Source organism: Protofrankia sp. CiP1_Cm_nod3 (assembly GCF_982290655.1).
Genome location: NZ_CEVIVD010000019.1, coordinates 2,056 through 28,685, shown reverse-complemented (window position 1 = coordinate 28,685; position 26,630 = coordinate 2,056). Strand labels below are relative to the sequence as shown.

24 protein-coding genes are annotated in these 26,630 nt (G+C 71.2%); 21 read left to right on the top strand and 3 right to left on the bottom strand.

The features are described from left to right. The first annotated feature begins 467 nt into the window (after window positions 1-467). From kdpF to AC5LUJ_RS06350, 7 genes are all read left to right on the top strand, one after another. Entirely contained in the window at window positions 468-557 is a 90-nt protein-coding gene (gene kdpF, locus AC5LUJ_RS06380) for a K(+)-transporting ATPase subunit F (protein WP_250282804.1), read from the top strand. A 129-nt stretch (window positions 558-686) separates the two neighbouring features. After that, a complete protein-coding gene (gene kdpA / locus AC5LUJ_RS06375; protein WP_250282806.1) occupies window positions 687-2,348 on the top strand; it encodes a potassium-transporting ATPase subunit KdpA in 1,662 nt (553 codons plus the stop codon). Between the two features lies 1 nt (window position 2,349). After that, entirely contained in the window at window positions 2,350-4,626 is a 2,277-nt protein-coding gene (gene kdpB, locus AC5LUJ_RS06370; RefSeq protein ID WP_250291837.1) for a potassium-transporting ATPase subunit KdpB, read from the top strand. A gap of 5 nt (window positions 4,627-4,631) precedes the next feature. Beyond that, window positions 4,632-5,531 (top strand): potassium-transporting ATPase subunit C, encoded by a 900-nt coding sequence (locus AC5LUJ_RS06365; protein ID WP_250282811.1) that lies wholly within the window; start codon window positions 4,632-4,634, stop codon window positions 5,529-5,531. A gap of 183 nt (window positions 5,532-5,714) precedes the next feature. Beyond that, on the top strand, window positions 5,715-6,428 hold the full coding sequence (locus AC5LUJ_RS06360) for a response regulator (protein WP_250282813.1): 714 nt from the start codon (window positions 5,715-5,717) through the stop codon (window positions 6,426-6,428). Between the two features lie 239 nt (window positions 6,429-6,667). Continuing rightward, window positions 6,668-7,822 (top strand): aromatic ring-hydroxylating oxygenase subunit alpha, encoded by a 1,155-nt coding sequence (locus tag AC5LUJ_RS06355; protein ID WP_250282815.1) that lies wholly within the window; start codon window positions 6,668-6,670, stop codon window positions 7,820-7,822. A 13-nt stretch (window positions 7,823-7,835) separates the two neighbouring features. Continuing rightward, the gene (locus AC5LUJ_RS06350) at window positions 7,836-8,030 is read left to right on the top strand and encodes a ferredoxin (RefSeq protein WP_250282816.1); all 195 of its coding nucleotides are present in this window, start codon (window positions 7,836-7,838) and stop codon (window positions 8,028-8,030) included. A 333-nt stretch (window positions 8,031-8,363) separates the two neighbouring features. Here the strand turns inward: AC5LUJ_RS06350 and AC5LUJ_RS06345 are convergent, their stop codons facing one another. Continuing rightward, window positions 8,364-9,500 carry an acyl-CoA dehydrogenase family protein gene (locus AC5LUJ_RS06345; protein WP_250282818.1) on the bottom strand — a complete coding sequence of 379 codons (1,137 nt, stop codon included), beginning with the start codon at window positions 9,498-9,500 and terminating at the stop codon, window positions 8,364-8,366. Window positions 9,501-9,666: 166 nt separating this feature from the next. On the opposite strand from AC5LUJ_RS06345, the gene AC5LUJ_RS06340 reads away from it, so the two are divergent. The 5 genes from AC5LUJ_RS06340 to AC5LUJ_RS06320 all read left to right on the top strand — a co-directional run bounded on the left by AC5LUJ_RS06340 (window position 9,667) and on the right by AC5LUJ_RS06320 (window position 15,628). Continuing rightward, window positions 9,667-10,884 carry a CaiB/BaiF CoA transferase family protein gene (locus tag AC5LUJ_RS06340; protein ID WP_250282820.1) on the top strand — a complete coding sequence of 406 codons (1,218 nt, stop codon included), beginning with the start codon at window positions 9,667-9,669 and terminating at the stop codon, window positions 10,882-10,884. After that, complete coding sequence (locus AC5LUJ_RS06335) at window positions 10,881-12,791, top strand: AMP-binding protein (RefSeq protein WP_250282822.1); 1,911 nt, start codon at window positions 10,881-10,883, stop codon at window positions 12,789-12,791. The genes AC5LUJ_RS06340 and AC5LUJ_RS06335 overlap by 4 nt, the downstream gene beginning before the upstream one ends. Then, entirely contained in the window at window positions 12,788-13,981 is a 1,194-nt protein-coding gene (locus tag AC5LUJ_RS06330) for an NAD(P)/FAD-dependent oxidoreductase (protein WP_493464609.1), read from the top strand. The genes AC5LUJ_RS06335 and AC5LUJ_RS06330 overlap by 4 nt, the downstream gene beginning before the upstream one ends. Then, complete coding sequence (locus AC5LUJ_RS06325; RefSeq protein WP_250282826.1) at window positions 13,978-14,430, top strand: nuclear transport factor 2 family protein; 453 nt, start codon at window positions 13,978-13,980, stop codon at window positions 14,428-14,430. The genes AC5LUJ_RS06330 and AC5LUJ_RS06325 overlap by 4 nt, the downstream gene beginning before the upstream one ends. A gap of 565 nt (window positions 14,431-14,995) precedes the next feature. After that, window positions 14,996-15,628, top strand: coding sequence for a TetR/AcrR family transcriptional regulator (locus AC5LUJ_RS06320; protein ID WP_250282828.1), 633 nt, complete (start codon window positions 14,996-14,998; stop codon window positions 15,626-15,628). Between the two features lie 15 nt (window positions 15,629-15,643). Here AC5LUJ_RS06320 and AC5LUJ_RS06315 read toward each other — a convergent pair whose 3' ends face one another. Next, window positions 15,644-17,206 (bottom strand): class I adenylate-forming enzyme family protein, encoded by a 1,563-nt coding sequence (locus AC5LUJ_RS06315; protein WP_250282830.1) that lies wholly within the window; start codon window positions 17,204-17,206, stop codon window positions 15,644-15,646. A 112-nt stretch (window positions 17,207-17,318) separates the two neighbouring features. Here AC5LUJ_RS06315 and AC5LUJ_RS06310 point away from each other — a divergent pair, with 112 nt between their 5' ends. The 9 genes from AC5LUJ_RS06310 (at window position 17,319) to AC5LUJ_RS06270 (ending at window position 25,467) form a co-directional block, all read left to right on the top strand. Continuing rightward, window positions 17,319-18,479, top strand: a complete 1,161-nt coding sequence (locus AC5LUJ_RS06310) for a PucR family transcriptional regulator (protein WP_250282832.1) — start codon at window positions 17,319-17,321, stop codon at window positions 18,477-18,479. Between the two features lie 75 nt (window positions 18,480-18,554). Next, on the top strand, window positions 18,555-19,637 hold the full coding sequence (locus AC5LUJ_RS06305; RefSeq protein WP_493464608.1) for an amidohydrolase family protein: 1,083 nt from the start codon (window positions 18,555-18,557) through the stop codon (window positions 19,635-19,637). A gap of 157 nt (window positions 19,638-19,794) precedes the next feature. Further along, window positions 19,795-20,193: a metal-sulfur cluster assembly factor gene (locus tag AC5LUJ_RS06300; protein WP_250291844.1), complete on the top strand. Its 399-nt coding sequence runs from the start codon at window positions 19,795-19,797 to the stop codon at window positions 20,191-20,193. A gap of 102 nt (window positions 20,194-20,295) precedes the next feature. Further along, a complete protein-coding gene (locus AC5LUJ_RS06295) occupies window positions 20,296-21,051 on the top strand; it encodes an enoyl-CoA hydratase/isomerase family protein (protein ID WP_250282838.1) in 756 nt (251 codons plus the stop codon). Further along, window positions 21,048-21,545: a MaoC/PaaZ C-terminal domain-containing protein gene (locus AC5LUJ_RS06290; protein WP_250291848.1), complete on the top strand. Its 498-nt coding sequence runs from the start codon at window positions 21,048-21,050 to the stop codon at window positions 21,543-21,545. The genes AC5LUJ_RS06295 and AC5LUJ_RS06290 overlap by 4 nt, the downstream gene beginning before the upstream one ends. Further along, window positions 21,538-22,782, top strand: a complete 1,245-nt coding sequence (locus AC5LUJ_RS06285) for a thiolase family protein (RefSeq protein ID WP_250282844.1) — start codon at window positions 21,538-21,540, stop codon at window positions 22,780-22,782. The genes AC5LUJ_RS06290 and AC5LUJ_RS06285 overlap by 8 nt, the downstream gene beginning before the upstream one ends. Next, window positions 22,779-23,189, top strand: coding sequence for a Zn-ribbon domain-containing OB-fold protein (locus AC5LUJ_RS06280; RefSeq protein WP_250291852.1), 411 nt, complete (start codon window positions 22,779-22,781; stop codon window positions 23,187-23,189). The genes AC5LUJ_RS06285 and AC5LUJ_RS06280 overlap by 4 nt, the downstream gene beginning before the upstream one ends. A gap of 284 nt (window positions 23,190-23,473) precedes the next feature. Beyond that, window positions 23,474-24,646, top strand: a complete 1,173-nt coding sequence (locus AC5LUJ_RS06275; protein ID WP_250282849.1) for a thiolase family protein — start codon at window positions 23,474-23,476, stop codon at window positions 24,644-24,646. A 2-nt stretch (window positions 24,647-24,648) separates the two neighbouring features. Beyond that, window positions 24,649-25,467, top strand: coding sequence for an enoyl-CoA hydratase/isomerase family protein (locus tag AC5LUJ_RS06270; RefSeq protein WP_250282851.1), 819 nt, complete (start codon window positions 24,649-24,651; stop codon window positions 25,465-25,467). Window positions 25,468-25,589: 122 nt separating this feature from the next. Here the strand turns inward: AC5LUJ_RS06270 and AC5LUJ_RS06265 are convergent. Further along, a partial coding sequence (locus tag AC5LUJ_RS06265) for a sensor histidine kinase (RefSeq protein ID WP_250282853.1) occupies window positions 25,590-26,630 on the bottom strand: 1,041 nt, incomplete at its 5' end.

The following is a 26,630-nucleotide window of genomic DNA, read 5'->3' as shown; positions in this document are numbered from 1 at the left end:
GTGCTCTGCCGTATTCGGCGTCACCAGGGCGTCAACGCCGCTGGTGGCCGGCTCCCGCGGGGTCGATGCTGCCGATGCGGCAATACGGCAATCGGCGCGATCCGGGGAGTTCATGGTGCCAGCGCTCGTGGGTGACAGCCCGGGTATCCGGCGTGCCGCGCCTGTTCCCGGGACGTCCCGGTCAGGGGCCGCGGCGAAACCCGGCACCGGTGCCACCATCGGCGCCCGGACACCCGGACACCCGGATTCCCCGACGCCCGGATTCCCGGGCGCCGGGTATCCGGCATCCGGACGGCCGGGCATGATGGGGTTGCCGTCACCCCAGGGGAGCGCTGTAGCCCGTCGGTCCCCCACGGTGGCAGCGGGACGTGGCAGAAGGAGCAGCCGGTGCGTGACCTGGTTTTCGCCGTCCTGATCATCGTGATATTCGCGGTGCTGGGGCTCGTCGTACGAGGGGTGGAACGGCTGTGACCGCCGAGAACCTGACCGGGCTCGTCCTGGCGGCCGCCCTGGTGGTCTTCCTCGTGGTCGCCCTGCTTTTCCCGGAGAAATTCTGATTTTCCTGGAACAGTTCTGACCTGCCGGACCAGCGACACGCTACGGCCTGCCCGGCCACGGACCGCACGACCGCTGCCGCGGTCGTGTTTCCCCCGGGCCCGGGCTCCCGGTCGACAAGGGGTCACTGAATGAACACCACGACGGCGGGAGCCGTTTTCGCCGCCTCGCTCGCCATCGCCCTCGGCCTGACCTACCGGCCATTCGGCGACTATATGGCCCGGGTATACACCTCCAAGCGTCACCTGCGGGCCGAAAAAATGATTTACCGGCTGGTCGGTGTCGATCCGGACACGGACCAGCGATGGAGCGTCCACCTGCGCGCCGTACTCGCGTTCTCGTGCGTGTCAGTGCTCTTCTTGTACGTTCTCCTCCGCCTGCAGGGCCGGCTGCCGCTCAGCCTCGGTTTCGGCGGGATGGCGCCAGGCCAGGCGTTCGACACCGCGGCCAGCTTCGTCACGAACACCAACTGGCAGTCCTATGCCGGCGAGTCGACGCTCGGATATCTCGTGCAGATGGCGGGTCTCGCGGTGCAGAACTTCACCAGCGCCGCGGTCGGCATCTCGGTGGCGATCGCCCTGGTCCGCGGGTTCGCCCGCAACCGTACCGACCGGCTCGGCAACTTCTGGGTGGACCTGGTCCGCACCGTCGTCCGCATTCTGCTGCCGATCTCCGTCATCGGCGCGGTCGTCCTGGTCGCCGGCGGTGTCGTGCAGAACTTCCACGACGTCCGGACGGTGTCGGCCATCGCCGGCTCCAGCCAGGCCATAACCGGCGGCCCGGTGGCCAGCCAGGAGATCATCAAGGAGCTCGGCACCAACGGCGGCGGTTTCTACAACGCCAACTCCGCCCACCCGTTCGAGAATCCGACGGTCTGGACCAACTGGCTACAGGTCTATCTGCTGCTGGCGATCCCGTTCGCGCTGCCGAGAGCTTTCGGGAAAATGGTCGGCGATACCCGCCAGGGTCTGGCGATCGTCTCGGCCATGGCCGTTCTGGCGATAACCGGGATATTTCTTGCCAACGGTTTCCAACTGGCTCACCACGGCACGGTCCCGACCGCTGTCGGGGCCGCGACCGAAGGCGTCGAAACCCGTTTCGGGGTGTCGGGATCGGCCACCTTCGCGGCCGCCACCACGCTGACGTCCACGGGTGCGGTGAACTCCGCGCACGACTCCTACACCAGTCTCGGCGGCGCCGTCCTGCTGCTGAACATGATGCTCGGGGAGATCGCCCCGGGCGGCGCCGGATCGGGGCTCTACGGAATGCTGGTCGTCGCCGTGCTCGCGGTGTTCGTCGGCGGTCTGATGATCGGGCGGACGCCCGAGTACCTGGGCAAGAAAATCGCCGCCCGGGAGGTGAAGTTCGCCGCGCTCTACATTCTCACCACGCCGGTGCTGGCCCTCGGCGTCACGGCGGCGGCCATGGCGCTGCCCGGTGAACGGGCGAACATGCTGGGCTCCGGCGCGCACGGGCTGTCCGAGGTGCTGTACGCGGCCACCTCGGCGGCGAACAACAACGGCTCGGCGTTCGCCGGCCTCACGGTGAACACGGCCTGGTGGAACACGGTGCTGGGAATCTCCATGCTGCTCGCCCGGCTCCTGCCGGTCGTGTTCGTCCTGGGCCTGGCCGGCAGCCTCGCCCGGCAGAGGACAGCCCCCGCGTCGAGCGGGACACTGCCCACCCACCGGCCGTTGTTCGTCGGCCTCGTCACCGGTGTCGCGTTCGTCGTCGTCGCACTGACCTACTTCCCAGCCCTCGCCCTCGGGCCGTTCGCGGAAGGCCTGCACTGACATGCCCACGACCGCCGTACGCGGCACCTCCGCCGGACCAGCGGGCGGCCCCGGCTCCGCCCGCCCGCCCCGGCGGGCCTCCGGTGGCCTGCTCGACCCACGGATGCTGCTGCGCTCCACCCCGCAGGCGCTGCGGAAACTGAGCCCGGCCACCCTGTGGCGCAACCCGGTGATGCTCATCGTCGAGATCGGCGCCGCGTTCACCACCGTGCTAGCGGCCCTGGACCCCACCGTGTTCGCCTGGCTGATCGTCGGCTGGCTGTGGCTGACCGTGCTGTTCGCCAACCTCGCCGAGGCCGTCGCCGAAGGGCGCGGGAAGGCGCAGGCCGCCGCGCTGCGCAGGGCCAAGACCGACACGATCGCCCGCCGGCTCGTCGGCTGGGCGCCCGGCCGGCCCGTCGAGACGGCCCGGACCGAGCCGGTGCCCGCGCCGGCCCTGCTCAAGGGCGACCGTGTGGTGGTGGACGCCGGCGAGTTGATCCCCGGTGACGGCGACGTCATCGAGGGCATCGCGAGCGTGGACGAGTCCGCCATCACCGGCGAGTCCGCGCCGGTGATCCGCGAGTCCGGGGGCGACCGGTCCGCGGTGACCGGCGGCACCCGGGTGCTGTCGGACCGGATCATCGTCGAGATCACGCAGCGGCCCGGGGAGAGCTTCATCGACCGGATGATCGGCCTGGTGGAGGGCGCGAACCGGCAGAAGACCCCGAACGAGGTCGCGCTGAACATCCTGCTGGCCTCGCTGACCATCATCTTCCTGCTCGCGGTCGTGAGCCTCCAGCCGCTGGCGGTCTTCTCCCGGGCCCAGCGGCCCGGCATCCCCGACAGCGCCGCCCTGGGCGCCGACGGCATCCCCGGGATCGTGCTGGCGGCACTGGTCGTCTGCCTGATCCCCACCACGATCGGCGCGCTGCTGTCGGCGATCGGCATCGCCGGCATGGACCGGCTGGTGCAGCGCAACGTGCTCGCGATGAGCGGTCGCGCAGTCGAGGCGGCCGGCGACGTCGACACCCTGCTGCTGGACAAGACCGGCACCATCACCCTTGGTAACCGCGAGGCGCGGGCGTTCATCCCGGTCGGAGGCGTGGACGAACGCGAGCTCGCCGACGCCGCGCAGCTGTCCTCGCTCGCGGACGAGACCCCGGAGGGACGCTCGATCGTCGTCTTCGCCAAGACCACCTACGGCCTGCGGGAGCGCACCGCCGGCGAGCTGCCCACCGCGACCTTCGTCGCGTTCACCGCGCAGACCCGGATGTCCGGTGTCGACCTGGCCCCGCCCGGGCCCCGCGGCGGCGAAGACCGGCGGGACAGCGGCCCCGGCGAAGCCGGCGAAGCCGGCGACGGCCTGCACACCGGTGGCGGCCGGCAGATCCGCAAGGGGTCGGCCAGCGCGGTGCTGGCCTGGGTCCGGGAGAACGGCGGGAGCGCACCGCCCGACACCGGCCAGGTGGTGGACGGCATCTCCGCCTCCGGCGGGACACCGCTGGTCGTCGCGGAGGTGGTCATCACCAGCGGTGTGGACGGTGGCCGGAGCGCCCGCGTCCTGGGCGTGGTCCAGCTCAAGGACATCGTGAAGGCGGGCATGCGGGAACGCTTCGACGAGATGCGCAGCATGGGCATCCGCACCATCATGATCACCGGTGACAACCCGCTGACCGCGCGGACCATCGCCGAGGAGGCCGGGGTGGACGACTTCCTCGCCGAGGCGACCCCCCAGGACAAGCTCGACCTGATCAGGCGGGAGCAGGCCGGCGGCAAGCTCGTCGCGATGACCGGGGACGGCACCAACGACGCCCCCGCGCTCGCCCAGGCCGACGTCGGCGTCGCCATGAACACCGGCACGTCGGCCGCGAAGGAGGCCGGCAACATGGTCGACCTCGACAGCAACCCGACGAAGCTCATCGAGATCGTCGAGATCGGCAAGCAGCTGCTCATCACCCGCGGCGCCCTGACGACGTTCTCGATCGCCAACGACGTCGCCAAATATTTCGCGATCATCCCGGCGCTGTTCGCCGCGGTGTATCCCGGGCTGGAGACGTTCAACCTCATGCGGCTGCACAGCCCGCAGTCGGCGATCCTGTCCGCGGTCGTCTTCAACGCGCTGGTCATCATCGCGCTGATCCCGCTCGCCCTGCGCGGCGTCCGCTACACACCTGGCAACGCCACGGCGATGCTGCGGCGCAACCTCTGCGTCTACGGCCTCGGCGGCCTGGTCGTCCCGTTCGTCGGGATCAAACTCATCGATCTGGCCGTCCAGTTCCTCCCCGGAATCCGGTGATCGTCATGGCCTCCCCGCGCCTGCCCGGCCCCGTCCGCCACCTCCTCGCCGCGCTGCGCATGCTGCTGGTGCTCACCGTGCTCGTCGGCATCGCGTATCCCCTGGCCGTCACCGCGATCGCCCAGCTGCCCGGGCTGCGCCACCAGGCGGACGGCTCGCTCGTCCGGGCCGCCGACGGCACGGTCGTCGGCTCGTCGCGGATCGGCCAGCCGTTCACCGACGCCGCCGGCCGCCCGATCCCGACCTACTTCCAGCCCCGGCCGTCCGCCGCCGGGGCCGGCTACGACCCGACCGCGACCGCCGCGTCCAACCTGGGCCCCGAGGACGTCGTCGACACGTTCGACGATCCTGCCACGCCCGGTGACGAGAGCCGGCGCAGCCTGCTCACCACCGTGTGCGGCCGCAGCAGGGCCGTCGGGCAGCTCGAGGGCGTCGACGGACGGCGCCCGTACTGCACCCCGGACGGTGCCGGCGCCGTGCTGGCGGTGTTCCACCGTGATCCGGGCCCCGCCGGGCCGGTCGTGCGGGTCGTCAGCGTGAACGAGCAGTGCCCGGCGCGACCGTTCGTCACCACCTACGAGGGCGTGCGGGTCGAGTGCGCGGCGCCCGGCGGCGACTACGCGGCGGGCCGGCGCGTCCTCGTCCCCGGACCGGGCCGCGGCCGGGACAACCCGGTGCCACCGGACGCAGTGACCGCCTCCGCCAGCGGCCTGGACCCGGACATCTCCCCCGCCTACGCCTACCTTCAGGTGAACCGGGTCGCGGGCGCCCGCGGGCTGCCCCCGGCAGCGGTCCGCCGGCTGGTCGAGGAGCATGTGCGCGGCCGTGCGCTCGGTTTCCTCGGCGAGCCCAGGGTCAACGTCGTCGCGCTCAACCTCGCCCTGGACAGGCTCGGCGCGGGCTGACGGAGACTTGCACTGCCCAGGGAACCTCCGCGGAGGCGTCACCATGTTGCTGGCACCGGTCCCGGCAGTGGCAGGACCACCGCTTCTGACACCGGTGGTCCTGCCGCTGTCACCGCCGTCACCGCCGTCGTTCCGGTCGCCGCGGGGCGCCCCGCCCGACACCCGCTCGTGGGACGGCGCGGCATGACCCGCGTCCTGATCGTCGACGACGACACCCAGATCCTGCGCGCGTTGCGGATCACTCTGCACGCCCGGGGGTACGAGGTCCTGACCGCGACGTCGGGACAGCACGCGCTCGCCGCCACCACCTCCGGACAGCCCGACATCATCCTGCTCGACCTGGGCCTGCCCGACATGGACGGGACCGAGGTCATCCACGCCCTGCGCAGCCGGACCGCGACGCCCGTCATCGTCCTGTCCGGCCGTGCCGGCAGCAGCGACAAGGTCGGCGCGCTCGACGCGGGCGCCGACGACTACGTCACCAAGCCCTTCCGCGTCGACGAGCTCCTCGCCCGGCTACGAGCGGTAGCCAGACGAACCCTGAGCACGACAGAGGCCCCGCTGACGACGATCGGCGACTACACGATCGACCTGACCGCCCGACAGGTCACCAGACTGGCAGGCCAGCGGCGTGACCACGGTGACCAGCCCGACGGCCCGGTCACCGTCCGCCTCAGCCCGACCGAATGGCACCTGCTCGAAGTCCTGGTGCGCAACCCCGGGAAACTGCTCACCCACCGCCAGCTCCTTCCCCGCACCGGCGGCCCCTCCCCGAAGGAACACAGCCACTACCTGCGCGAGTACATGGGACGGCTGCGCCGCAAGCTGGAGCCGAACCCGGCACGCCCCCGCCATTTCATCACCGAGCCCGGCATGGGCTACCGCTTCCAGCCATGACCAGCGCGGTTCCCGCCGCGGCCAGCATGACCCCGACCGGCACCGGCCCGGCCGCGTGGACCAGGGCAGCCCGCCATGTCGCGGGACACGCCATACGCCACGCGCGGAACCGGTTTGACACCCACTACACACGGCCCTACTTTGAAACAAATGATTGTTTACTTACCTGAGCCCGCATCCGGCCCGCGGCATCGGCAACCGGGCCAGCCAGTGGGGACGCCGACGAGAGGGGCACTCGCATGACCCAGTCCATCCCGGCGGCCGGGCTCGCCCCGGCCGGGCTCATCCCTGTCGGGCCTGCCCCTGTCGGGCCTGCTCTGAGCGAACCGCAGTACCCCCTCGCCCCATCCGCGGTCAACGCCTCGGTGTACACAGACCCGGCGCGCTATCAGCGGGAACTCGACCGGATCCTGTCCCACGCCTGGTTCCCGGTGTTTCCGTCCGCCGATGTGCCCAAGCCGCGCGACCACGTCGTCTGGAGCCAGCTCGGGCAGTCAGTGGTGATCATCCGGCTTGACGACGGCTCGCTGTCGGCCTGGCACAACGTCTGCCAGCACCGCGGCGCGCTTCTCGTCGCGGGTGCCGGGCGCTGCTCCACCGGCCGGTTCACCTGCCCGTGGCACGGCTTCGTCTACGATCTTGAAGGCAACGTCCGGCAGGTGCCGCTGCGTGAGTCGTTCGACCCGGCACAGCTGGCCGGGCTGCGGGCGCCGGCGGTCAGGGTGCTCGAGTGGTCGGGCTGGATCTGGCTGACGCTCTCCGACACGGTCCCCGACCTGCTGGAGTACCTCGGCACGATCGGCGAGGAGCTTGCCGGCTACCAGCTCGACCGGTTCGACACCCGCTTCCGCGCGTCGGTCACGCTCACCGCGAACTGGAAGATCGTCGTCGACGCGTTCAACGAGACCTGGCATGTCCCGTTCACGCACAAGTCGACCCTCTCCGGGCTGGTCCTGTGGCGCGACGCCAGCCTGAAGATCGCCTCACCGCACTCCTGGATGACACTGCCGATCCGCGGGTTCACCGACAGGGTCTCCGACAGCGACCATCGGCAGACCCATCTGTGCCACTACCTCGCGTTCCCGAACACGATCTTCAGCTGCTTCCCCAACCACCTGCAGATGTGGACCGCCTGGCCGGTCGCCCCGGACAGGACCGTCCTCAACGCCTACCAGCTCGTCGGGCCCACCCCGGACGGCCTGAGCGAGGCGAAGTGGGAGCAGCACAACGAGCGGGACTGGAAACACTTTCTCGACGTCCTCGCGGAGGACTCCGAGGTCATCAACAACTTCGCGGCGCTGGCCCGGTCGAAGGGGTTCCGCCGGAACATCTTCAACACCGCCGAAAGCAGGCTGACCGCCTTTCACGACGAAGTCGCCAGTCGCATTCGTTGACCAGGAGAAAGAAATGATCACAATCAGAGTCGACCGGGACGTCTGCCAGGGCTACGGCAACTGCGTCCTCGCGGATCCGGAGATCTTCGACGTGGACGACGACGGCCTGGTGGTGCTGTCGCAGGCCACCGTCGCCGGCGAGCGGCTGCCCGCTGTCCGCCGCGCGGAGTACGACTGCCCGAGCAAGGCCATTCACTTCACCGAATAGGCCGGCGGCCGTGGCGCCACGGCTGCCGGCAGCGGACGGTTGAGAGCCCGGCCGGGATCTCCTGGCCGGACTCTCAACCGTCCGCTGTTTTCCGTGGCCTCGGGGCACCGCCACCCACCGCTTCTCCCGAAGGACAGCCGCTTCTCCCGACAGGACAGCCGCTTCTCCCGGTGGACGGCTGCTTCTTCCGGCCGGGCGGCAGGATGCGGGGACGCGGGCGTGGCCACCCTCGAGACGGCCCTGGCCGGACCGGTGTCACCGGTCCGGCCACCTGCATGACGCCTGTTGCCCACTGGGCGTACGAAGGATCCGAACTCGTACGAGGGACCCGGGTCAGAGCCCCATCTCCTTGGCGATGATGCTGCGCTGGATCTCGCTCGCGCCGCCGCCGACCATCGCGTGCTTGGCCTCGCGGAAGTAGCGCTCCATGTCGAACTCCGGCAGCTGCGCGTATCCACCCAGCGCCTGCATGCCGTTGAACGAGGTCCTGAAGGCGACGTCGGCGGCGAACACCTTCGCCATCGACACCTCTTTCAGGGCGCGCTCACCGCGCGCCATCTTCGTCGCGGCGTTGTAGACCAGCAGCCGCGCGGCCTCCACCTCGCACTCGTTCTCGGCCATCCGGTGCTTGAGGACCTGGAACGACGACAGCGGCCGGCCGAACTGGGTGCGGTTCCTGGTATAGGTGACGGTGTCGTCGAGCGCCGTGCGGGCGTTGCCCACGTAGGAGGCCGCCAGGCTCAGGCGCTCGTACTCCAGGTGCTCACCGATGTAGCCCCAGCCGCTGTTCACCTCGCCGATCAAGTTTCCGGCGGGGACGCGGACATCCGTGAAGAAGATCTCCGTGGTGCCGAGGCTACGGCGGACGATCGTGTTCAGCTTGCGTATGTCGACGCCGGGCGCGGTGTTCGGCACCAGGATCAGGCTGAGGCCCCGGTGCCGCTCCGGGCTGGTGCGCGCGAGCACGGTGATGACCGTGTCCGGCAGGTGCGCCCCGGAGCAGAAGACCTTGTTCCCGTTGAGGACCCAGTGGTCGTTGTCGAGGACGGCCCGTGTCTGCACCGCCGCCGCGTCCGAGCCGGCCCCCGGTTCGGTGATCGAGACGCTGAACTTCGTCCTGCCGGCGAGGAAGCCCGGCAGGTACTGCTCGCGCTGCTCGGCCGTGCCGTGGTTGGCGATGTTCGTCGCGGTGAACATGGAGGTCATCACGCACGCGGCGAAGTCGAGGCTGAACTTCGCCATGGCCTCGCAGAAGATCGCGTACATCACCGGGTCGGCGTCGAGCCCGCCCTGCTCCTCGGGGATGAGCAGGCCCAGCCAGCCCCTGTCCGCGATCTTCTGGTAGGCCTCGTCGGGAAACTCCCGGGACTCGTCGTGCTTGCGGATGTACTCCCGTCCTACCTCGCGCTCCATGAACGTATGCAGCGTGTCCCTCCACAGCCGCTGCTCCTCGGTGAATCTGAAGTCCATCCCTGCGCCCTCCGTCAGCACCGCGGGTCCGTATCTGTCCGTTGACCACGTTAATCGACCATGCTAGAAAAAAACAAGTGATTGTTTTTGAATCCTGACCTGGGCGATCGACACAGTCACCAGCCCGCCACAGGCATTGGAGACGCCCCATGACCGGTGTGCTCACATGACACTCGACCAGACCTACCGCGGCCTGCGGGTACTCGACCTCAGCGAGAACATCGCGGGCCCGCTCGCCTGTCTGATCCTTGCCGATCTCGGTGCCGACGTCGTCAAGGTCGAACGTCCGGGCAGCGGGGAGGCCACCCGCGGCCTGCCGCCGCGGTGGGGGCCGGAGAGCACGGTGTTCCTCACCGTGAACCGCAACAAACGCAGCGTCGCCCTGGACATCGCCACCCCGGCCGGCCGCGACGCGGTGCTGCGCATCGCGGCCGGCACCGACGTCGTCGTCGAGTCGTTCCGGCCCGGGGCCGCGGACCGGCTCGGGCTCGGCTTCGACGACTTCCGCCGGGTCAGCCCCCGCGTCGTGCACTGCTCGATCAGCGCCTTCGGCGAGGGCCCGCTCGGACACGACCGTCCCGGATACGACGCGATCGTGCAGGCCTTCACCGGCATCATGGAGATGACCGGTGACGCCGACGGCCGCCCGGCCCGCGCCGCGCCGTCCGTCGTGGACGTCTCCACCGGCCTCTGGGCGATCACGGCGATCCAGGCCGCGCTCGCCCGTCGCACCGGCGGGAGCGAGGCCCAGCGGCTGGAGACCGCCCTGGTCGACAGCGGCTTCTTCCTGCTCTGCCACCAGGTCATGGGATTCCTCGGAACCGGCGAGTTCCCCGGCCGCCTCGGCTCGGCCGCCCCGAGCACCGCTCCCTACCAGGCCTTCCGCACCGCGGACGGCGCGATCATGATTGCCGCCGCGACGGACCGGCTGTTCGAGCGGCTCTGCGCGGCCCTCGACCTTCCCGAGCTCCGGGCCGACCCCCGGTTCCGCACCGTCGCCGACCGGGTGCGCGCGCGCGACGCGCTGACGGCCGCCATCGAAGAGCGGCTGGGCACCGCGTCATCCGAGCACTGGCTCGGACGGATCTCCGCCGTCGGCGTCCCGGCGGGGCCGGTCAACGACCTGGCCGCCGCCCTGGCCCATCCGGTCACCCGCGAGCGCGCCCTCGTCCGCGATGCGGAGCCCCTCGGCGACACGCTGCGCGCAAGCGGGCTCAGACAGCTCCGGCTGCCGATCGACACCGACGGCTCGTGCGCGATGCGCGAACCGCCCGCGCTCGGCCAGCACACCGCGGAGGTACTCGCCGAGGCCGGCATGACCCCCGCCGAGATCCTCGGTCTCGTCCCGAACCCGATGACGGAAGCGACGGTGTCACCACTATGACCGGCTCGACCACGACCGGCTCGGCCGCAACCAGCTCGGCCGCAACCAGTTCAGCCGCAACCAGCTCGGCCGCCAGGACCGGCTCGGCCGCCGCCCGGCGCCGTGAGGCTCTGGAGGCACGCTATCCCCGCTGGGTGCCCCGCACGACCGCCCAGCTTCTCGATCTCTTAGCCGCCGAGCGTCCCCATCGGCCGCTCGTTCTCGGTGACGCCAGGTCCTACAGCTACGGCGACATCGCCGACTGGTCGGGGCGGCTGGCCGCCGGGCTGATGGCGCTCGGGGTACGGCCGGGCGATCACGTCGCCGTGGACATGGCGAACCTGCCCGAGGTCGTGGCCCTGAAGTTCGCGGTGGCCCGGGTCGGGGCGGTGTCGGTATCGATCAACTTCCGGCTGCGGCACGAGGAGCTCAGCTACGTGCTGCGCCAGTCCGACAGCGTCGTCCTGATCACGATGGACCGCTTCCGCGAGCTGGACTACCTCGACGCCCTGGACCGGATCGCCCCGGGCTGGGAGACGGAGGCGGGTGGCAGCTCGCTGCCCCGGCTGCGGCACGTGTTCGTGCTCGGAACGGACGGCGGGCCGGCCCGCGGCCGGCCGCTGGGCGAGCTCGTGGAGCTCGGCCGTGGGATCAGCGACGAGGAGGTGCGGTCACGCACCGCGGCGGCCGACCCCGACGCCGTCTCCGACCTGCTGTACACCTCGGGCACCACCGGTGCGGCCAAGGGCGTGATGCTCCAGCACGACGCCGTCCTGCGGACCGCGTACGCCAGCGCCTACACCCGCGCGTTCGGGGACGGCCGGCGGATCCTGTTCGCACTGCCGATCTACCATGTCTTCGGCTACGTCGAGGGCCTGGTCGCGGCGCTGTTCGTCGGCGGGGCGATCTGCCCGCACGCCACGTTCGACGCCCAGCAGACCCTGCGGGACATCGCCCGCCACCGTATCGACGAGCTGATCTGCGTCCCGGCGATGACCAGTCTGGTGCTCGACGCGGCACGGGCCGGCGAGCACGACCTGTCGTCGCTGCGGACGATGTTCTCCTCCGGGGCCGCGCACTGCGCCGGCATGTGGGCCGACATGCTCGAGGTGCTGGGCGTCGAGGAGATCTTCACCGCGTACGGTCAGACCGAGACCACGGCGTCGACGACGTGCACCCGGCCGGGCGATCCTCTCGACCGGCTGGCGAACACGAACGGGACCACCAAACCGGCGGGTGTCGCCGGTGCCGCCGAGCTCGGCGGCACGCTCGCCGTCTACCGGACGGTGCACTCCGAGACCGGTGCGGACATCCCGGCCGGCGAGGTGGGTGAGCTGGTGGTCCGCGGCCCGATCGTCACCCGCGGCTACTACGACAAGCCCGCGGAGACCACGGCGCTGTTCACCCCCGACGGGTGGATGCGCACGGGCGACCTCGGCCGCATCGACGAGCAGGGCTACCTGATACTGACCGGCCGTAAGAAGGAGTCCTACCGCTGCGGCGGGGAGCTGGTGCTGCCCGGCGAGGTGGAACGGGTGCTCACCGACCACCCGGGCGTGGCCGCCGCGCACGTCGTCGGGATCCCGCACGCACGGATGGGCGAGGTCGGGTGCGCCTGGATCGTGCCCGGCCCGGGACGGCCCGCGCCGGACGAGCTTGTCGCCTACTGCGCGAACAGGCTTGCCCGCTTCAAGGTCCCCGACGTGGTGCTGTTCATCGAAGAGGACGAGATCCCGGTGACGGCCACCGGCCGGGTGCAGAAGTTCATGCTCGCGGAGCGGGCGGTGGCCCTGCTGGCCCAGCGGGCGCGGACAGAGCAGGGCACACCGGACGCGCAAACGGGACCAGGCACGCAGGACGCGCGGACGGGACCAGGCACGCAGGCCGTGTCCGGCGCCGCCCGGCCGGCCTCGGTGGGGTCGGCGTGAGCGGCCCGCGGATCGTCATCGCGGGCGGCGGGCTGGCGGCCGTCCGCACCGCCCAGAGCGTGCGTGACCTGGGGCACCGCGGTGAGGTGCGGATTCTCTCCGCCGAGACGGAGGCGCCCTACGACCGCCCCCCGCTGTCCAAGGAGTACCTGCTGGGCACGCTGGCGGACGATGCCATCCGCCTGCTCGGCCCGTCCGGCTACCGTTCGCTGGGGATCGGGCTCGAGCTCGGCCGGCCTGCCGTCGCGCTGGACACCGTGGCTCATACGGTGACCGTCGCCGACGGGACGGTGGTCCCCTACGACCGGCTTGTGATCGCCACCGGCGCCCGGGCCCGGCCGCTGGGCGTCGTCACCGGCCGCGCGGCGGCGTCCGCGCTGCGCACCGCCGCCGACGCCCGCGGGCTCGCGGCCGTACTGCGCGACGGGCGGCGGATCGCGGTGATCGGCGGTGGGTTCATCGGCCTGGAGGTGGCCGCGACGGCGCGCGCGAGAGGCTGCGCGGTGACGGTGGTCGAGGCCCAGCCCGCGCCGCTGCTGGGCACGGTGGGCCCGCTGGTCGCGGGCTGGCTGCGGTCGCGGCACGTGGCGCACGGCGTCGAGCTCCGCTGCGGGGTGACCGTCACCGCCGCGGGAGCCGCGCCGGGCGGCGGCGAACGGCTCGGGCTCGCCGACGGGTCGGTGGTCGACGCGGACGCCGTCGTCGTCGGCGTGGGGGTCGTCCGCGACGTCGGCTGGCTCGCCGAAGCCGGCCTGGAAGTAGCCGACGGCCTCGTGTGCGACCTGGCCGGGCGGACGGGCGCGCCGGACGTGTTCGGCGCGGGAGACGTCGTCTGCCATCGCACCGAGCACGGCCTGGCCCCCGTGGGGCACTGGACCGCCGCGGGGAACAGCGCCCGGCGCGTCGCGCACACGCTGCTCGGCCTGCCGGCTCCGGATCTGCTCGACGACGGGTTCTTCTGGTCGGACCAGCTCGGCCTGCGGCTGCAGTTCGCCGGCCGGGCCGACGCCGGCAGCGAGTTCGTCGTGGTGGCGGGTGACATGGCCACCGACTCGTTCGCCGGGCACTTCCGCGCCGAGGGCCGGATCACCGGCGTGTTCGCCGTCAACAGCCCCCGCCAGTTCCTGCGTAGCCGCAAGGAGCTGCGCGTGGCCCACGCGTCCACCACCGTCAGGGAGGTCCTGCGATGACCGTCACCCACGAGCTCGACGCCGCCGCCCGTCAGGAAATCACCGAGCTGTACGCGCGGTACACGCACGCCTTCGACGACAACAGCCCGCAGGACCTCGCGGACCTGTTCACCGACGACGGGACCTTCGTACGCGACGGCGCCGAGCCGGTGCACGGCCGGGCCGCGCTGGCGGAGCTGGTCCGCGGCGTCGCGGCCCGGGGCGCGGGCGGCCGGCACCTCGTTTCCTCGGTGGTTGTGGAACCTTCGGCCACCGGTGCCTCTGGCAGCGCGTACGTGCAGGTCATAAGCATTGGCGCGGACACGGTGCGACTCGTCGTCATCGGCCGCTACCACGACGAGTTCGCTCGTTCCGAGGGCCGCTGGCGGTTCCGCTCGCGCCGCTTCACGTCGTTCACCGGCGCCGGGCTGGCGGGCGCGACCATCGCGGCCGCCGCGGAAGCGGGCTGACCCGACGCACCCGGCGGCGGGACAGCCCGGCCGCGGGACGGCCCAGCCGCGGGACGGCCCGGCAGCGGAGCCCGCCACCGTCAGCCGAACCAGCGGGCGGTGGCGGGAGGGGTCCGATACAGATCAATCAGAGAAGATCAACAGCTGGGGGCGCACGCGGGCCCGGCGCCTCCGGCTCACCAGCCGGGTGCCCAGCGCGCACGCCGTGCGGCGGATCCGGGCTGACGAGCAGGCGTCCACCCGTAGCGGGCTCACCCGTGGAAGACGGTCAGCCACGTACCGGGACCAGCCCGTTCGACATACAGTAGGGATTACGAAATCACGACGGTCGCCACGAGCGCAACCTGTCGGAGGGGGGATCCTGCCGCCTGTGGCTGTCATCCCTCGTGGGGGGACAGCTTGACGAAACAATTGTTTGTTGAATGGGTCACATCGATCATACCAAATAGCCGTTTTGTCCATCTTGAAAACGGATATTACGGACAAATATTCCAGCCCGTCGGGGATATTGGACCAACGCGACCGTACGATCGGATCTGGATCAGGACTTCGGGGAGGCGCACGGGTGGCTAAGCAGCGGGAACTACGGGTGGCCAGGCAGCGGGAGCGCGGCACTCGAGCGGCCTCCGGACCCGTGTCGGCCGAGCTCATCGAGCGGGAGGCCATCCGCCTGTTCGGCGAGAGGACGTATCCGGTCGTCGGGATGCGGGACATCAGCGACGCGGTCGGGATCCTGCCCGGCAGCCTGTACGTCCACATCAACAGCAAGGAGGACCTGCTGATCAAAATTGTCGAGCAGGGCATCCGGAGCTACCTGGACGCCATCGCGCCGATAGCCGAATCAGAGCATTCCGCAACCATTCGGCTACGAGAAGCGATCACAGCGCACATGCGGGTCCTCGCGGCCGCTCTCGAGCAGACGCGGGTGAGCTTCCACCAGTGGACCTATCTGAGCGCCGAGCACAAAGAACGCGTCATCCTGATGCGGCAGCGCTACGAGGAGCTCTTCAGCAGAATCCTGAACGACGGCATCAGCTCCGGGGAGTTCCGGGACGTCGCCAACCCGCGCGTCTCCGTGCTCGCCCTGATAGGCATGCTCAACTCGGCGACGGAGTGGTACTCCCCCACCGGCCCGCTCAGCCCCGAGGAGCTCAGCGAGGCCCTCGCCGACAACGCTCTGACCGGACTGCGGAAATGACTGCCCGCCGACGCATCACCCCGATCCGGAGAACTGTTCGCGCAGCTGCCGCTTGAGGACCTTGCCGTAGGCGTTGCGAGGGAGCGCCTCTACCCACACCACCCGCTTCGGCACCCGGTAGCCGGCCAGCCTCGTCCGGCAGGCGGCAAGCACCGCGTCGCTGTCACGGCTGTCGTCCGCCGGCACCAGTACGGCGGTCACCGCCTCGCCCCAGATCCGGTGTGGCAGCCCGATCACGGCCGCGTCCTTCACCCCCGGCAGATCGACGAGCACGTCCTCCACCTCACGGGCGTAGACGTTCGACCCGCCGGTTACGATCATGTCCTTCTTCCGGTCGACGATATACAGATAGCCGTCGCCGTCGAGGCAGCCGATGTCGCCGGTGTGCAGCCAGCCGCCGGCCATCGTCCGCTCGGTGTCCGCGGGCCGGCCCCAGTACCCGTTCATGGTCTGGGGAGCGCGCGCCACGATCTCCCCGGCCGTACCGTCGGGCAGGGCCGCTCCCGCGTCGTCGACGATGCGCAGCTCGACCCCGGGAAGCACCCGCCCGGCCGAACGGGCCAGCGGTGAATCAGGATTGTCCAGCGCGTGCAGATGATCCTTCTGGTCGAGAACCGTGAAGAACATCGGCGACTCCATCTGGGCGAACGACTGGATCAGGCGCCCGTCGAAGACCTCCGTCGCCTCCCGCATGGTCTCCGGGCCGATCGGGGAACCGGCGTAGTAGAGCCGGCGCAGCGAGGCCGGAACCGCCCAGCCCGGCGGCCGCGCGTCCAGCAGCATCCTGATCATCGACGGCACCATGAACATCCCGGTGACGCCGTGCTCGGTGAGCAGGCCCAGGGTGCGCCCGGCGTCGTAGGAGTGGCACAGCAGACTGTGGCCGCCGAGCAGCAGCGTGGGCAGGAGCAGGAAGCCCGCCCCGTGGGTCAGGGGGGCGACGTGCAGCGTGACCTCGTCGTCGCCGAGCCCGAGCACCCGCACCGCGGTCCCGGCGATGCTGAGCCAGGAACGGTGGCTGAGGACGACCGCTTTCGGTGAGCCGGTCGTGCCGCTGGTGTACATCAGGCTCGCGGGGTCGTCACCGGCCCGCGCGACCGGCCGCGCAAGCGGCCGCGCGCGGGCGGCCAGCGCCGCGAGCCCGGAATCCGCGCCGTCCCGCGCGTCGGCGTACACGACCGTCAGCCCGGGCAGCCGCGACGGATCCGGGAGCCGGTCGCTGAACTCGCTGGTGGTCACCAGCACCCGGCTGCCCGAGTCGGTCAGCATGTGCAGGTAGTCCGCGCGCGTCAGCCGGACGTTGAGGGGGACGGCGACCAGCCCGCCCGCCGTGGCACCGAGATACGCCTGGACGTACGCGTGGCTGTTGTGGAGCAGCAGCGCGACCCGGTCGCCGGGCCCCAGACCGAGCCCGAGCAGCCCGCCGGCCACCGCGGCGACGCGTCCGGCCACCTGCGCGTAGGTCGACGCGGTGGCACCGGCGGCATCGTCGAGATCGGTCAGGCAGGGCCGGTCGGGGTACCGCCGTGCGGCATCCCAGAGGATCTGGGCCGCCGTGATCTGATCGCCGTCAGCCATACCGATGAGAGTAGGAAACAGGCACGTCCGCGGATACGGAGAATCCATGAGAAGCGGAGGCCAGTATTAGGAGTTCCCTCCAAAGATCTCCTACCAGCTCGAGGTGGTGTCGATGTCCGATGCCAGTGGCAGCCTGCTGGTCACGACCGCGCAGCGGCTTCGCCAGCGCACCGACGACCTGGTCGAACGGCAGCTGGACGCGCTGCGGACGCTGCGTTCCTACGACCGGGTGCCCGACGACGACCTCCGCCGGTCGTGCCGGCGCAACGTCGCCCGGGTCGTCGCGGTCCTCGAGCGGCGCGACCAGCTGCCGCCGGAGATCGAGGAGGACGAGCGGGTCTCCGGCCAGCGCCGGGCGTTACAGGGCATCCCCTCCGAGGACGTCGTCGAGGCGTACCGCAGAGTGCTCAGCGTGCTGCGCGACGCGTTCATCGAGGAGGCGGTGGCGGCCGGGGCCGACCCGTGGGCCGTGCTCACCGGGGCCCGGCGGCTGTGGGACCTCACGGACCGGTTCAGCAGCGTCCTGGTTTCCGCGCGCCAGCAGGTGGAGATCGATGCCGCCCGCCGCGACGAGCGCCACCGGATGGCGTTCCTGCACCGCATCCTCACCGGCGGGGCCGACCCCGCCGAGCTTGTCGAGGGCGGCGCGGTCCACGGCATCCTGCCCGACCGGGAGTACTGGGTGCTGCGCTGCCGGCAGCGCCCGGAAGGGGTGCAGCGGCTGATCCGGCAGCTGGAGCCGGCCGGTACCGGCGTGGGCTTCCGGCCGCTGATCACCATGTTCGACGACGACGTGGTGGGGATCAGCGCGATCCGTCCCGTCCCGCACGACGATGCCGTGATCGCGGTTGCCGGGCCGGTGACGCTCACCGGCGTCCCGCAGGCGTTCGCCGAGGCCACCCGAGTGCTCAACGTCGCTGTGCGCTACCGCCGTACCGGCGTCGTGGACAGTTCGTCACTGTCGGTACGGGCCGCGGTCGAGCAGCAGGCCGAACTCGGCGAACAGCTGTTCCGTCGCTACGTCACCCGCCTGAGCGGCCGGAGCGGGAGCGCGTCGGCCGAGATACTCGAGACCGTGCGGACCTACCTGCGCGAACGCCGGTCGGTGGCGGCGGCCGCACGGGCGCTGTCGGTCCACGAAAACACGGTGCGTTACCGGCTGGAGCGATATCAGACGATCACCGGCGCCGACCTCGCCGACACCGACACCCTTGTCGAGGTCTGGTGGGCGCTGGAGTACGCCAGCATCCGGCCGGCGGCCCCGGACGCCTGAGAGCCAGCCTGGTTGACGGGCGGGCAGCACCATGGAAACCTTGTAACAAACAGTTGTTTGTATCGGAGGGCGACGATGATCGACGGAGCCGTCGTGGTGGATGCCGTGGTGCATCCCTACAACCTCGCGCCCGCGAACCAGAACCCCGCGGCCCGCAACCAGCTCGAGGCGGTCTACGCCGCGCACGTCCTCGCGACCGGCCAGAACCGTCCCGAGTACCTGCTCACCCATGACGAGTTCTTCTCCGACTTCCCCTTCGAGGCGATCGCCGACTCGCTGTTCGTCGAGAGCCCGGTCGACCTCGCGGTCATCCACGCGCTGCCCAACCTCGGGTTCGCCCGCGGCCACGTGACCGCGCCCGAACGCGCCGCCGCGTTCCGGGACCGCTACCCCGACCGGTTCCGGCTGTTCGCCACGGTCGACACCCCGATCACCGACGCCGCCATCACCCAGCTGGAACAGCAGGTCACCCGGTTCGGCGTCGACGGGCTGAAGCTGTATCCCGCCTTCTTCTACGACGATGTCGGCAGGGGCTGGCGGCTCGACGACGCCGACTACGCCACCCCGCTGCTGGAGGCCGCCCGCGACCTCGGCATCCGCAACGTCGCGGTGCACAAGGCGCTGTGGCTGCCACCCGCCCCGCGCAGCGCCTTCAGCCTCGACGACCTGGACCTCCCGCTGGAGCGGTTCCCCGACATCAGCTTCCACGTGGTGCACGCGGGCGCGGCCTTCCTCGAGGAGACCGCGACGCTGCTGCGCCGGCACCGCAACCTCTACGCGACCCTCGAGTCCGTGTTCGCCTACGTGGTGGTCAGACCGCTCGTGTTCGCCCGCATCCTCGGCACCCTGCTGCGGGCCTGCGGCGCCGACCAGCTGATGTTCGGCAGCGGCTCCAACCTGTCCCACCCGGCTCCGCTGCTGGCCGCGTTCGACGGTTACGAGCTGCCGGCCGACCTGGTCGCCGAGCACGGCTACCCCCAGCTGACCGCCGAGGACCGCCGCAAGATCCTCGGCGGGAACGCGCTGCGCCTGCTCGGCCTGGACGCCGCCACCGTCGCCAGCCGTGTCGCGGACGACGAGTTCGCCCGCGAGCGCCGGCGCGGCGCGGCCCGCCCCTGGGGCCAGCTGCGCACGGGCGCGACGGCGGTACGGGGATGAGCCACCGGGCAGGGCGCGCGCACCGTCGTCCCCGGAAGAACCGTCGTCCCCTGGAGAACCGTCGTCCCCGGAAGAACAGCCGTCCTCCGCGGAACGGCCGTCCGCGGAACGGGAACGGCGGCGCGGCGCGCGGCCGGCGGAGCGGATCGGGGAGCGCATGAACCGCACGGGGACGGCGGCACCCACCGAGGAGCGGGTCCGTGCGGCGCTGCGCTCGGTCCCCGAGCCGTGTGGCCTGCTCATGCGTACCCCGATCGACATCTGCGAGATGGGGCTGGTCGACGGGATCGAGTGCCGCGCGGGGAACGTCCGGGTGGTGCTCGTCCTGACCGACACCTCCTGTGTGCACCTCTCCGGCCTGAAGCGTTACATCACCGATGTCCTGACCGCGCTGCCCGGCGTCGAGTCCGTCGAGGTCACGGTGTCGACGACCCAGCTGTGGACGCCGGACCGCCGACAGCCGGCACCGGGCCACCGCACCCGTCCCGAGAACATGCCGGCCGGTGACGCGCCGCGCGCCGCCGGCCGGCACCGCCGCGGCCGGGAGGCCCCGTGATCCGCCCTGTGCGGGATCCGGGCTCGCGGAACGCCTCACTTGTGGGCGGGCGGCACCCCTGCTAATGTTGAACAAACAATTGTTTCAGAAAGAGTGAGAACGATGGCATATATCACCCCAGTACTGGACGACTACGCGAAGAAATACCAGAACATACGTCTCGAACGTAAAGACGGAATCTTAGAGCTGACCGTCCACAGCGAGGGCAAGAGCCTGGTGTGGACGTCCAATGCCCACGACGAGCTGGCCTACTGCTTCGCCGACGTCGCCTGCGATCCCGAGAACAAGGTCGTCATCATCACCGGCGCCGGCGACTCGTTCTGCTCGGAGATCGACTTCTCGAGTTTCGGCCTCTCGACCGCGATCGACTGGTCGCAGATAATCTTCGAGGGCCAGCGGCTGCTGAACAACCTGCTCGACATCGAGGTTCCGGTGATCGCCGCTATCAACGGCCCGGCCACCATCCACCCGGAGATACCGGTCCTGTCCGACATCACGATCGCCGCGGACACCACCACTTTCCGGGACTCCCCGCATTTCCCGTCCGGCATCGTCCCCGGGGACGGGGCACACGTGACATGGACGCACGTGCTCGGGCCGCAGCGCGGCCGCTACTTCCTGCTCACCGGCCAGGAGCTCGACGCCCACCAGGCGCTGGACTACGGCGTGGTCAACGAGGTGCTCCCGGCCGAGCAGGTCCTCCCCCGCGCGCGCGAGATCGCCGAGAACATCGCGGCCAAGCCGCCGCTGGCCCGCCGTTACACCCGGGTGGCGCTGACCCGCGAGCTCAAGCGGCTCATGCACGAACAACTCAGCCTGGGCCTCGTCCACGAGGCGCTCGCCGCGCTGTCGCTATGAGCAGCATGACGCTCTCCGGTTTCAACCGTCTCAGGCGGTACTTCGAGGACTTCGCCGTCGGGGACGCCGTGCGCACCCCCGGCCGCACCGTCGACATCGGGGACATCACCACCTTCGCCGGCCTGACCGGGGACCACTACCCGCTGCACGTCGACGAGGAGTACGGCCGCACCACCCGCTTCGGCGGCCGTATCGCGCACGGCCCGCTCACCTTCGGCTTCGCGGTGGGGCTCGTCGCGCTCTCGGGCTTCCTCGGCGAGGCGATCGTGGCCTTCCTGGAGTGCCAGCACCTGCGTGCGCTGGCGCCCGTGCGCCCGGGCGACACCCTCCGGGTGCACGCGGAGGTCGTCGAGAGCGAGGCCGGCGCCAACCCCGGATACGGGACGCTGCGCCTCGACTACAGCGTAGTCAACCAGAAGGACGAGGAGGTCATGCGGTTCCGCATGGTCCTGCTCGCCCGCCGCCGGCCACCCGTGGAGGACAACGGTGCCTGACAGTGATCCCGCTTCCGGTGCCGCCACGGCGAGCGCCCTGCCCGGCCGCGGCTCGCCGGAGGAGGCCGTCTTCATCGGCCTCGGCGAGCTGCCGTCCGGGCGCTACCCGGACCGCCCGTTCATGGGCCAGCTCGTGCACGCCGCGGTCGCCGCGGTCCGCGACGCCGGGCTCACCGTGCCCGACATCGACACCATCCTGCTGATCCCGTGCCTGCACTCCTTCGCGGACCAGGCCGATCTGATCTTCTCGCGGCTCGTCGAGGAGCTGGGGCTGCACGGGCGGGCCAAGAGCAGCTTCATGCTGCACTCCGGCGGCTCCACCAGCGACAACACGATCCGTTCCGCCGCGGGGCTGATCGCCAGCGGGCACGCGCGCAACGTCCTGGTCGTGCAGTCCGAGAAGTGGGGCTCCGCGCCGGTCGGCGAGATGATCGACATGCTCACCGCCAACGGCATCCCCCGCGAGTGGGAGAAGCTCTCCGGGCTGACGTTCAACGCCGTGGGAGCGCTCATCACATGCCGTTACATGGCCGCGAGCGGCTCCACCGCGGCGGACATGGCGTCGGTCTGCGTGGCGCTGCGCGAGTGGTCCCGGCTGAACCCCAACGCGATGTACAGGGACCGGACGCTCACCGTCGAGGAGATCCTGAACTCGAAGATGGTGACCGACCCGCTGCACGCGCTCGAGTGCCCCATGCTCGCCGACGGGGCCGTCGCGTTCGTCATGACCAGCGCCGGGAACGCCCGCCGCGCCGGCAGGGACGCCTGGGTGCGCATCGCCGGATCCGGCGGCTGCGTCTCCCACTACAGCATCGGCCAGGAGGCCGATCTCGCCGTGCTCGGCTGGGAGAAGGCCGGGGTGGACGCGTACGAGCAGGCCGGCTGGGGCCCCCAGGAGGCGGATCTCGCCGAGGTCTACGACTCCTACGCCGCGGTGCTCACCAGCGGTCTCGAAGGGCTCGGGCTCGCGCCGAAGCACGAGGCGGCCCGGATGTTCGCCAGCGGCGAGTTCTCACCGGGCGGGCGGCTGCCGGTCAACACCAACGGCGGGCTGCTGTCGGCCGGCCACACCGGGGTCGGCGGCGGCAGCGCACTGCTGGCGGAAGGAGTGCGCCAGCTGCTCGGCAGGGCAGACCCCTCCCGCCAGGTCGCCGGCGCCACCCGGGCGGTCTGCGGCGGCACCGGCGGGACCTACATGGACAGCCAGGTACTGCTGCTGGAGGGGGTGGCCCGGTGACCGACACCGGCATGGAAACGCTCACGGAGCCGTACTACGAGGCGCTGAAGCGCGGTGAGCTCGTCGTCCAGCACTGCAAGGCGTGCAATCGCAACATCATGTATCCCCGTCATCTCTGCCCGTTCTGTTACGAGACAGATCTGAGCTGGGTCCTGTCGTCCGGCCGGGGTGTGCTGCACAGCTACGCGGTACAGCGGCTGGGGCCGCCCAGCGGATTCGAGGACGACCTTCCCTACGCGGTCGGTGTCGTCAAGCTCGATGACGGTGTTCAGCTGCTCGGCCGGCTGTGGCCCGATCCCGACGGCGAGTGGAGCGGCTATTCCTGTGACGGCCGGGTCGAGTTCCACGGCGCGGACGCTGTCGAGATCGGGCGCCGTCCCGTTCCCTGGTTCCGCCGGGCCGGCTGAGAATCCGGGATTTCCGCCCGCCGCGGGCCGGCCCGTGGCGCTCCGGGAACCACGGGCCGGTATTCCGCCGGCACGGACGTCGGACAGAACCGGCGGGCCGACCGGCAATACCGACCGGCCCGCCGGCAATGCTGACCGGCCGGCCTGACCGGCAATACCGACCGGCAATACCGACCGGCAATGTTGACCGGCAATACCGACCGGCAATGCTGACCGGCAATGCTGACCGGCCTGACGGCAATGCTGACCGGCCGGCCTGACCGGCGAGGAAGGGTGCGCTCATCATGGGCAGGGTACAGGTCATCGGCGTCGGCATGATCCGCTTCGGGCGGGATGTGCGCCGCGGTGAGCGGGCCATGGTCGAGGAGGTCGTCGATCTCGCGCTGAAGGATGCGGGGATCACCGCGTCCGACGTGCAGCGCGTCTTCTCCGGCAACGCGGCCGCGGGCCTGGTGTCCGGGCAGGAGATGATCCGCGGGCAGGTGGCGCTGCAGGGCACCGGCCTGGCCGGGGTCCCCCTGGTCAACGTCGAGAACGCCTGCGCGTCCAGCAGTTCGGCGGCCGGTCTGGCGTTCGAGGCCGTCCTGTCCGGGCGCTGTGACGTGGCACTGGTCATCGGTGTCGAGAAGCTCTCGCACACCGAGAAGTCCCGGGCCTTCGACGCCCTGCGGGGGGCCACCGACGTCTCGGCCGTATCCCCCGCGGCGAACGGGCCGGCCACGAGCTCCGTGTTCGTCGACGTCTACGCCCAGGAGGCCCGGAAGTACCTGGCCGAGTACGGCGCGACGGCCGCCGATCTCGCCGCGGTCGCCGTCAAGAACCGTCGGCACGCCTCGCTCAACCCGCTGGCCCAGTTCCAGAAGCCGCAGACGGTCGAGGAGGTGCTGGCCGGGCGTGTGATCGTCGACCCGCTGACCCTGCCGATGTGCTCGCCGACGACGGACGGGGCCGCCGCCGCCGTACTGTGCTCGGAGAACTACGCCCAGCGGCTGGGCCAGGCCGGGTGTGCGGTACGCGCGACCCGTCTCGCCGCCGGTGCCGGGCCCGGCTCACAGCCGGTGGCCGCCGCCGCGGGCGCGGCGTTCGACGACGCCGGCCTCGGGCCCGACGACCTCGACGTGCTTGAGCTGCACGACGCCGCCGCGCCCGCGGAGATCCTCCAGTACGCCGACATCGGCCTGTGCGCCCCCGGCGAGGGGCACCTGCTCCTGCGCTCCGGCGCCACCGCCCTGGGCGGGCGGCTGCCGGTGAACGTCAGCGGGGGGCTGCTCAGCCGCGGGCATCCCATCGGGGCGACGGGCTGCGCGCAGCTCGTCGAGATCTACGACCAGCTCACCGGACGGGCCGGCGGCCGGCAGGTCGAGGGGGCCCGGGTGGGCATGGCCGTGAACGCCGGCGGCTGGCTGGCGGGTACCTACGCGGCCGCGGTCGCGACCATCCTTGAGAAGGTGGCCTGACGATGGGCAAGCGAGTCGATCTGGAGACCCTTTTCCACGAGCAGGTGGCCGACGGGGTCGTGCTGGTGACGCTCAACCGTCCGGACCGCGGCAACGGTGTCGTGCCGGAGCTCGTCCGCGACCTGCTGGCGGCGCTGACGGCGCTCGAGGCCGACCGCACGGTGCGCTGCCTGGTCCTCACCGGTGCCGGCCGGCAGTTCTCCGCCGGCGCCGACCTGAAGGCGATGCGGGAGTACATCGACCACCGGCTCGCCGTCGAGCAGGAGCCCTACAACGCCCGGGTGCTCTTCCCGGTCACCCAGCGGGTCGTCGCCTCGCGGCTGCCGACAATCGCGGCGATCAACGGCGGCGCCACCGCGGGCGGCCTCGATCTCGCCCTGGCCTGCGACCTGCGGATCGCCTCGACAGTGGCCAGGCTGGGCGAGACCTACATCAACATCGGGCTGCCGCCCGGCAACGGCGGGACGTGGTTCCTGCCCAGGCTCCTCGGCTCCGGCCTCGCGGCCGAGCTGGCCCTGACCGGCGAGCTGCTCGACGCCGCCCGCGCGCTCGAGATCGGGCTGGTCAACCGGGTGGTCGAGCCCGACGAGCTGATCCCGGCCGCCGTCGAGCTGGCCTCGAAGATCGCGGCGAAGTCCTGGCGGGCCGTCGAGGCGACCAAGCAGGCGCTGCGCTCGGCCTGGCAGGTCGATCTCGCCACCGCGATGACGACCAGCTACTGGAGCGTGGCGGCGCTGCACCACGGCCCCGACCTGTCCGAGGGCATCGACGCCTTCCTGCAGCGCCGCCCACCCGTCTTCAACCGCCCGGCCGGCCCCTGACGGAAACATCCGCGCCGGTTGCCCGCGCACACGGCGGGGCGGGGCGGGAGTATTCCGGACGGTCGCCGTGGGCGGCGGCGCCGGTTGCCCGCGCACACGGCGGGGCGGCCTGAAACTCCAGGTCATCCGCTGGGCGGAACAGCGGGGACCGGCTGCTGGACGGACCAGGCGGCGGGCAGCGCCAGGACCATCGTGAGCCCGCCGCCGGGGGTGTCGTCGGTGACGAGGGAGCCGCCCATGGCCTCGGCCAGGCCGCGGGAGAGGGCGAGGCCGAGCCCGACACCAGTGGTGTTGTCCCGGTCACCGAGGCGCTGGAACGGCTGGAAGACCCGGTCCCGGTTCTCCGCCGGGATACCGGGCCCACGGTCGATGACCCGCAGCTCGACCCTGTCCTCCAGCGCGCTCGCGGTGATGACGGGATGGGTCCCCGCCGGGGAGTGCCGCAGGGCGTTGGCGGCGAGGTTGACCACGATCCGCTCCAGCAGCGCGGGGTCGGCGTAGATGTCGGGCAGGCCGTCCGGCACCTGGATCTCCACCGTCCGGCCGGGTGCCCCGAGCTCGTCGAGGGCGTGCGGGACGACGTCGTCGAGACCGGTCTGGCGGGGGAAGACGCTGAGCACCCCGGCCTGCAGCCGGCTCATGTCCAGCAGGTTGTCGACGAGCCGGCTGAGCCGGTCCATGGACTCGTCGGCGGTGGCCAGCAGCTCCGCCTGCTCGTCCGGCGTCCAGACGACGTCCTGGCTGCGCAGGCTCGCGACGGCCGCCTTGGCCGAGGCCAGCGGTGAGCGCAGGTCGTGGCTGACCGCGGCCAGCAGGGCGGTGCGCACCCGGTCCGCCTCGGCCAGCGGCCCGGCCTCGGCGGCGGCTTCGGCGAGCCGGCGTTGCTCAAGGGCGAGCGCGGCCTGCACGGCGAACGCGGCGAGTATCCGGCGGTCCGCGGCCGGCAGTGGGCGTCCGCGTAACACCAGGGCGAGGTTGTCGCCGACCGGCACGTCCACGTCGCCCTCCTCGGGACGCGCGCACGGGTCGACGCCCACGCTGTGGACGGCACGCCAGCCCCGGCCGCCCGGGCGCGGCGGCCTGTCACCGTCCGTGGCGATGGCTGCCCGCGCGTCACCCGCTCCCCCGGTGCGCCGTACATCCTGCCCGTCCTGCCCGTCCTG

What these genes read in the sequence shown, in the direction of transcription:
- kdpA (WP_250282806.1), top strand. Translation starts at nt 687, where the DNA reads ATGAACACCACGACGGCGGGAGCCGTTTTCGCCGCCTCGCTCGCCATC.
- kdpB (WP_250291837.1), top strand. Translation starts at nt 2,350, where the DNA reads ATGCCCACGACCGCCGTACGCGGCACCTCCGCCGGACCAGCGGGCGGC.
- AC5LUJ_RS06365 (WP_250282811.1), top strand. Translation starts at nt 4,632, where the DNA reads ATGGCCTCCCCGCGCCTGCCCGGCCCCGTCCGCCACCTCCTCGCCGCG.
- AC5LUJ_RS06360 (WP_250282813.1), top strand. Translation starts at nt 5,715, where the DNA reads ATGACCCGCGTCCTGATCGTCGACGACGACACCCAGATCCTGCGCGCG.
- AC5LUJ_RS06355 (WP_250282815.1), top strand. Translation starts at nt 6,668, where the DNA reads ATGACCCAGTCCATCCCGGCGGCCGGGCTCGCCCCGGCCGGGCTCATC.
- AC5LUJ_RS06350 (WP_250282816.1), top strand. Translation starts at nt 7,836, where the DNA reads ATGATCACAATCAGAGTCGACCGGGACGTCTGCCAGGGCTACGGCAAC.
- AC5LUJ_RS06345 (WP_250282818.1), bottom strand. Translation starts at nt 9,500, where the DNA reads ATGGACTTCAGATTCACCGAGGAGCAGCGGCTGTGGAGGGACACGCTG.
- AC5LUJ_RS06340 (WP_250282820.1), top strand. Translation starts at nt 9,667, where the DNA reads ATGACACTCGACCAGACCTACCGCGGCCTGCGGGTACTCGACCTCAGC.
- AC5LUJ_RS06335 (WP_250282822.1), top strand. Translation starts at nt 10,881, where the DNA reads ATGACCGGCTCGACCACGACCGGCTCGGCCGCAACCAGCTCGGCCGCA.
- AC5LUJ_RS06325 (WP_250282826.1), top strand. Translation starts at nt 13,978, where the DNA reads ATGACCGTCACCCACGAGCTCGACGCCGCCGCCCGTCAGGAAATCACC.
- AC5LUJ_RS06315 (WP_250282830.1), bottom strand. Translation starts at nt 17,206, where the DNA reads ATGGCTGACGGCGATCAGATCACGGCGGCCCAGATCCTCTGGGATGCC.
- AC5LUJ_RS06310 (WP_250282832.1), top strand. Translation starts at nt 17,319, where the DNA reads ATGTCCGATGCCAGTGGCAGCCTGCTGGTCACGACCGCGCAGCGGCTT.
- AC5LUJ_RS06305 (WP_493464608.1), top strand. Translation starts at nt 18,555, where the DNA reads ATGATCGACGGAGCCGTCGTGGTGGATGCCGTGGTGCATCCCTACAAC.
- AC5LUJ_RS06300 (WP_250291844.1), top strand. Translation starts at nt 19,795, where the DNA reads ATGAACCGCACGGGGACGGCGGCACCCACCGAGGAGCGGGTCCGTGCG.
- AC5LUJ_RS06295 (WP_250282838.1), top strand. Translation starts at nt 20,296, where the DNA reads ATGGCATATATCACCCCAGTACTGGACGACTACGCGAAGAAATACCAG.
- AC5LUJ_RS06290 (WP_250291848.1), top strand. Translation starts at nt 21,048, where the DNA reads ATGAGCAGCATGACGCTCTCCGGTTTCAACCGTCTCAGGCGGTACTTC.
- AC5LUJ_RS06275 (WP_250282849.1), top strand. Translation starts at nt 23,474, where the DNA reads ATGGGCAGGGTACAGGTCATCGGCGTCGGCATGATCCGCTTCGGGCGG.
- AC5LUJ_RS06270 (WP_250282851.1), top strand. Translation starts at nt 24,649, where the DNA reads ATGGGCAAGCGAGTCGATCTGGAGACCCTTTTCCACGAGCAGGTGGCC.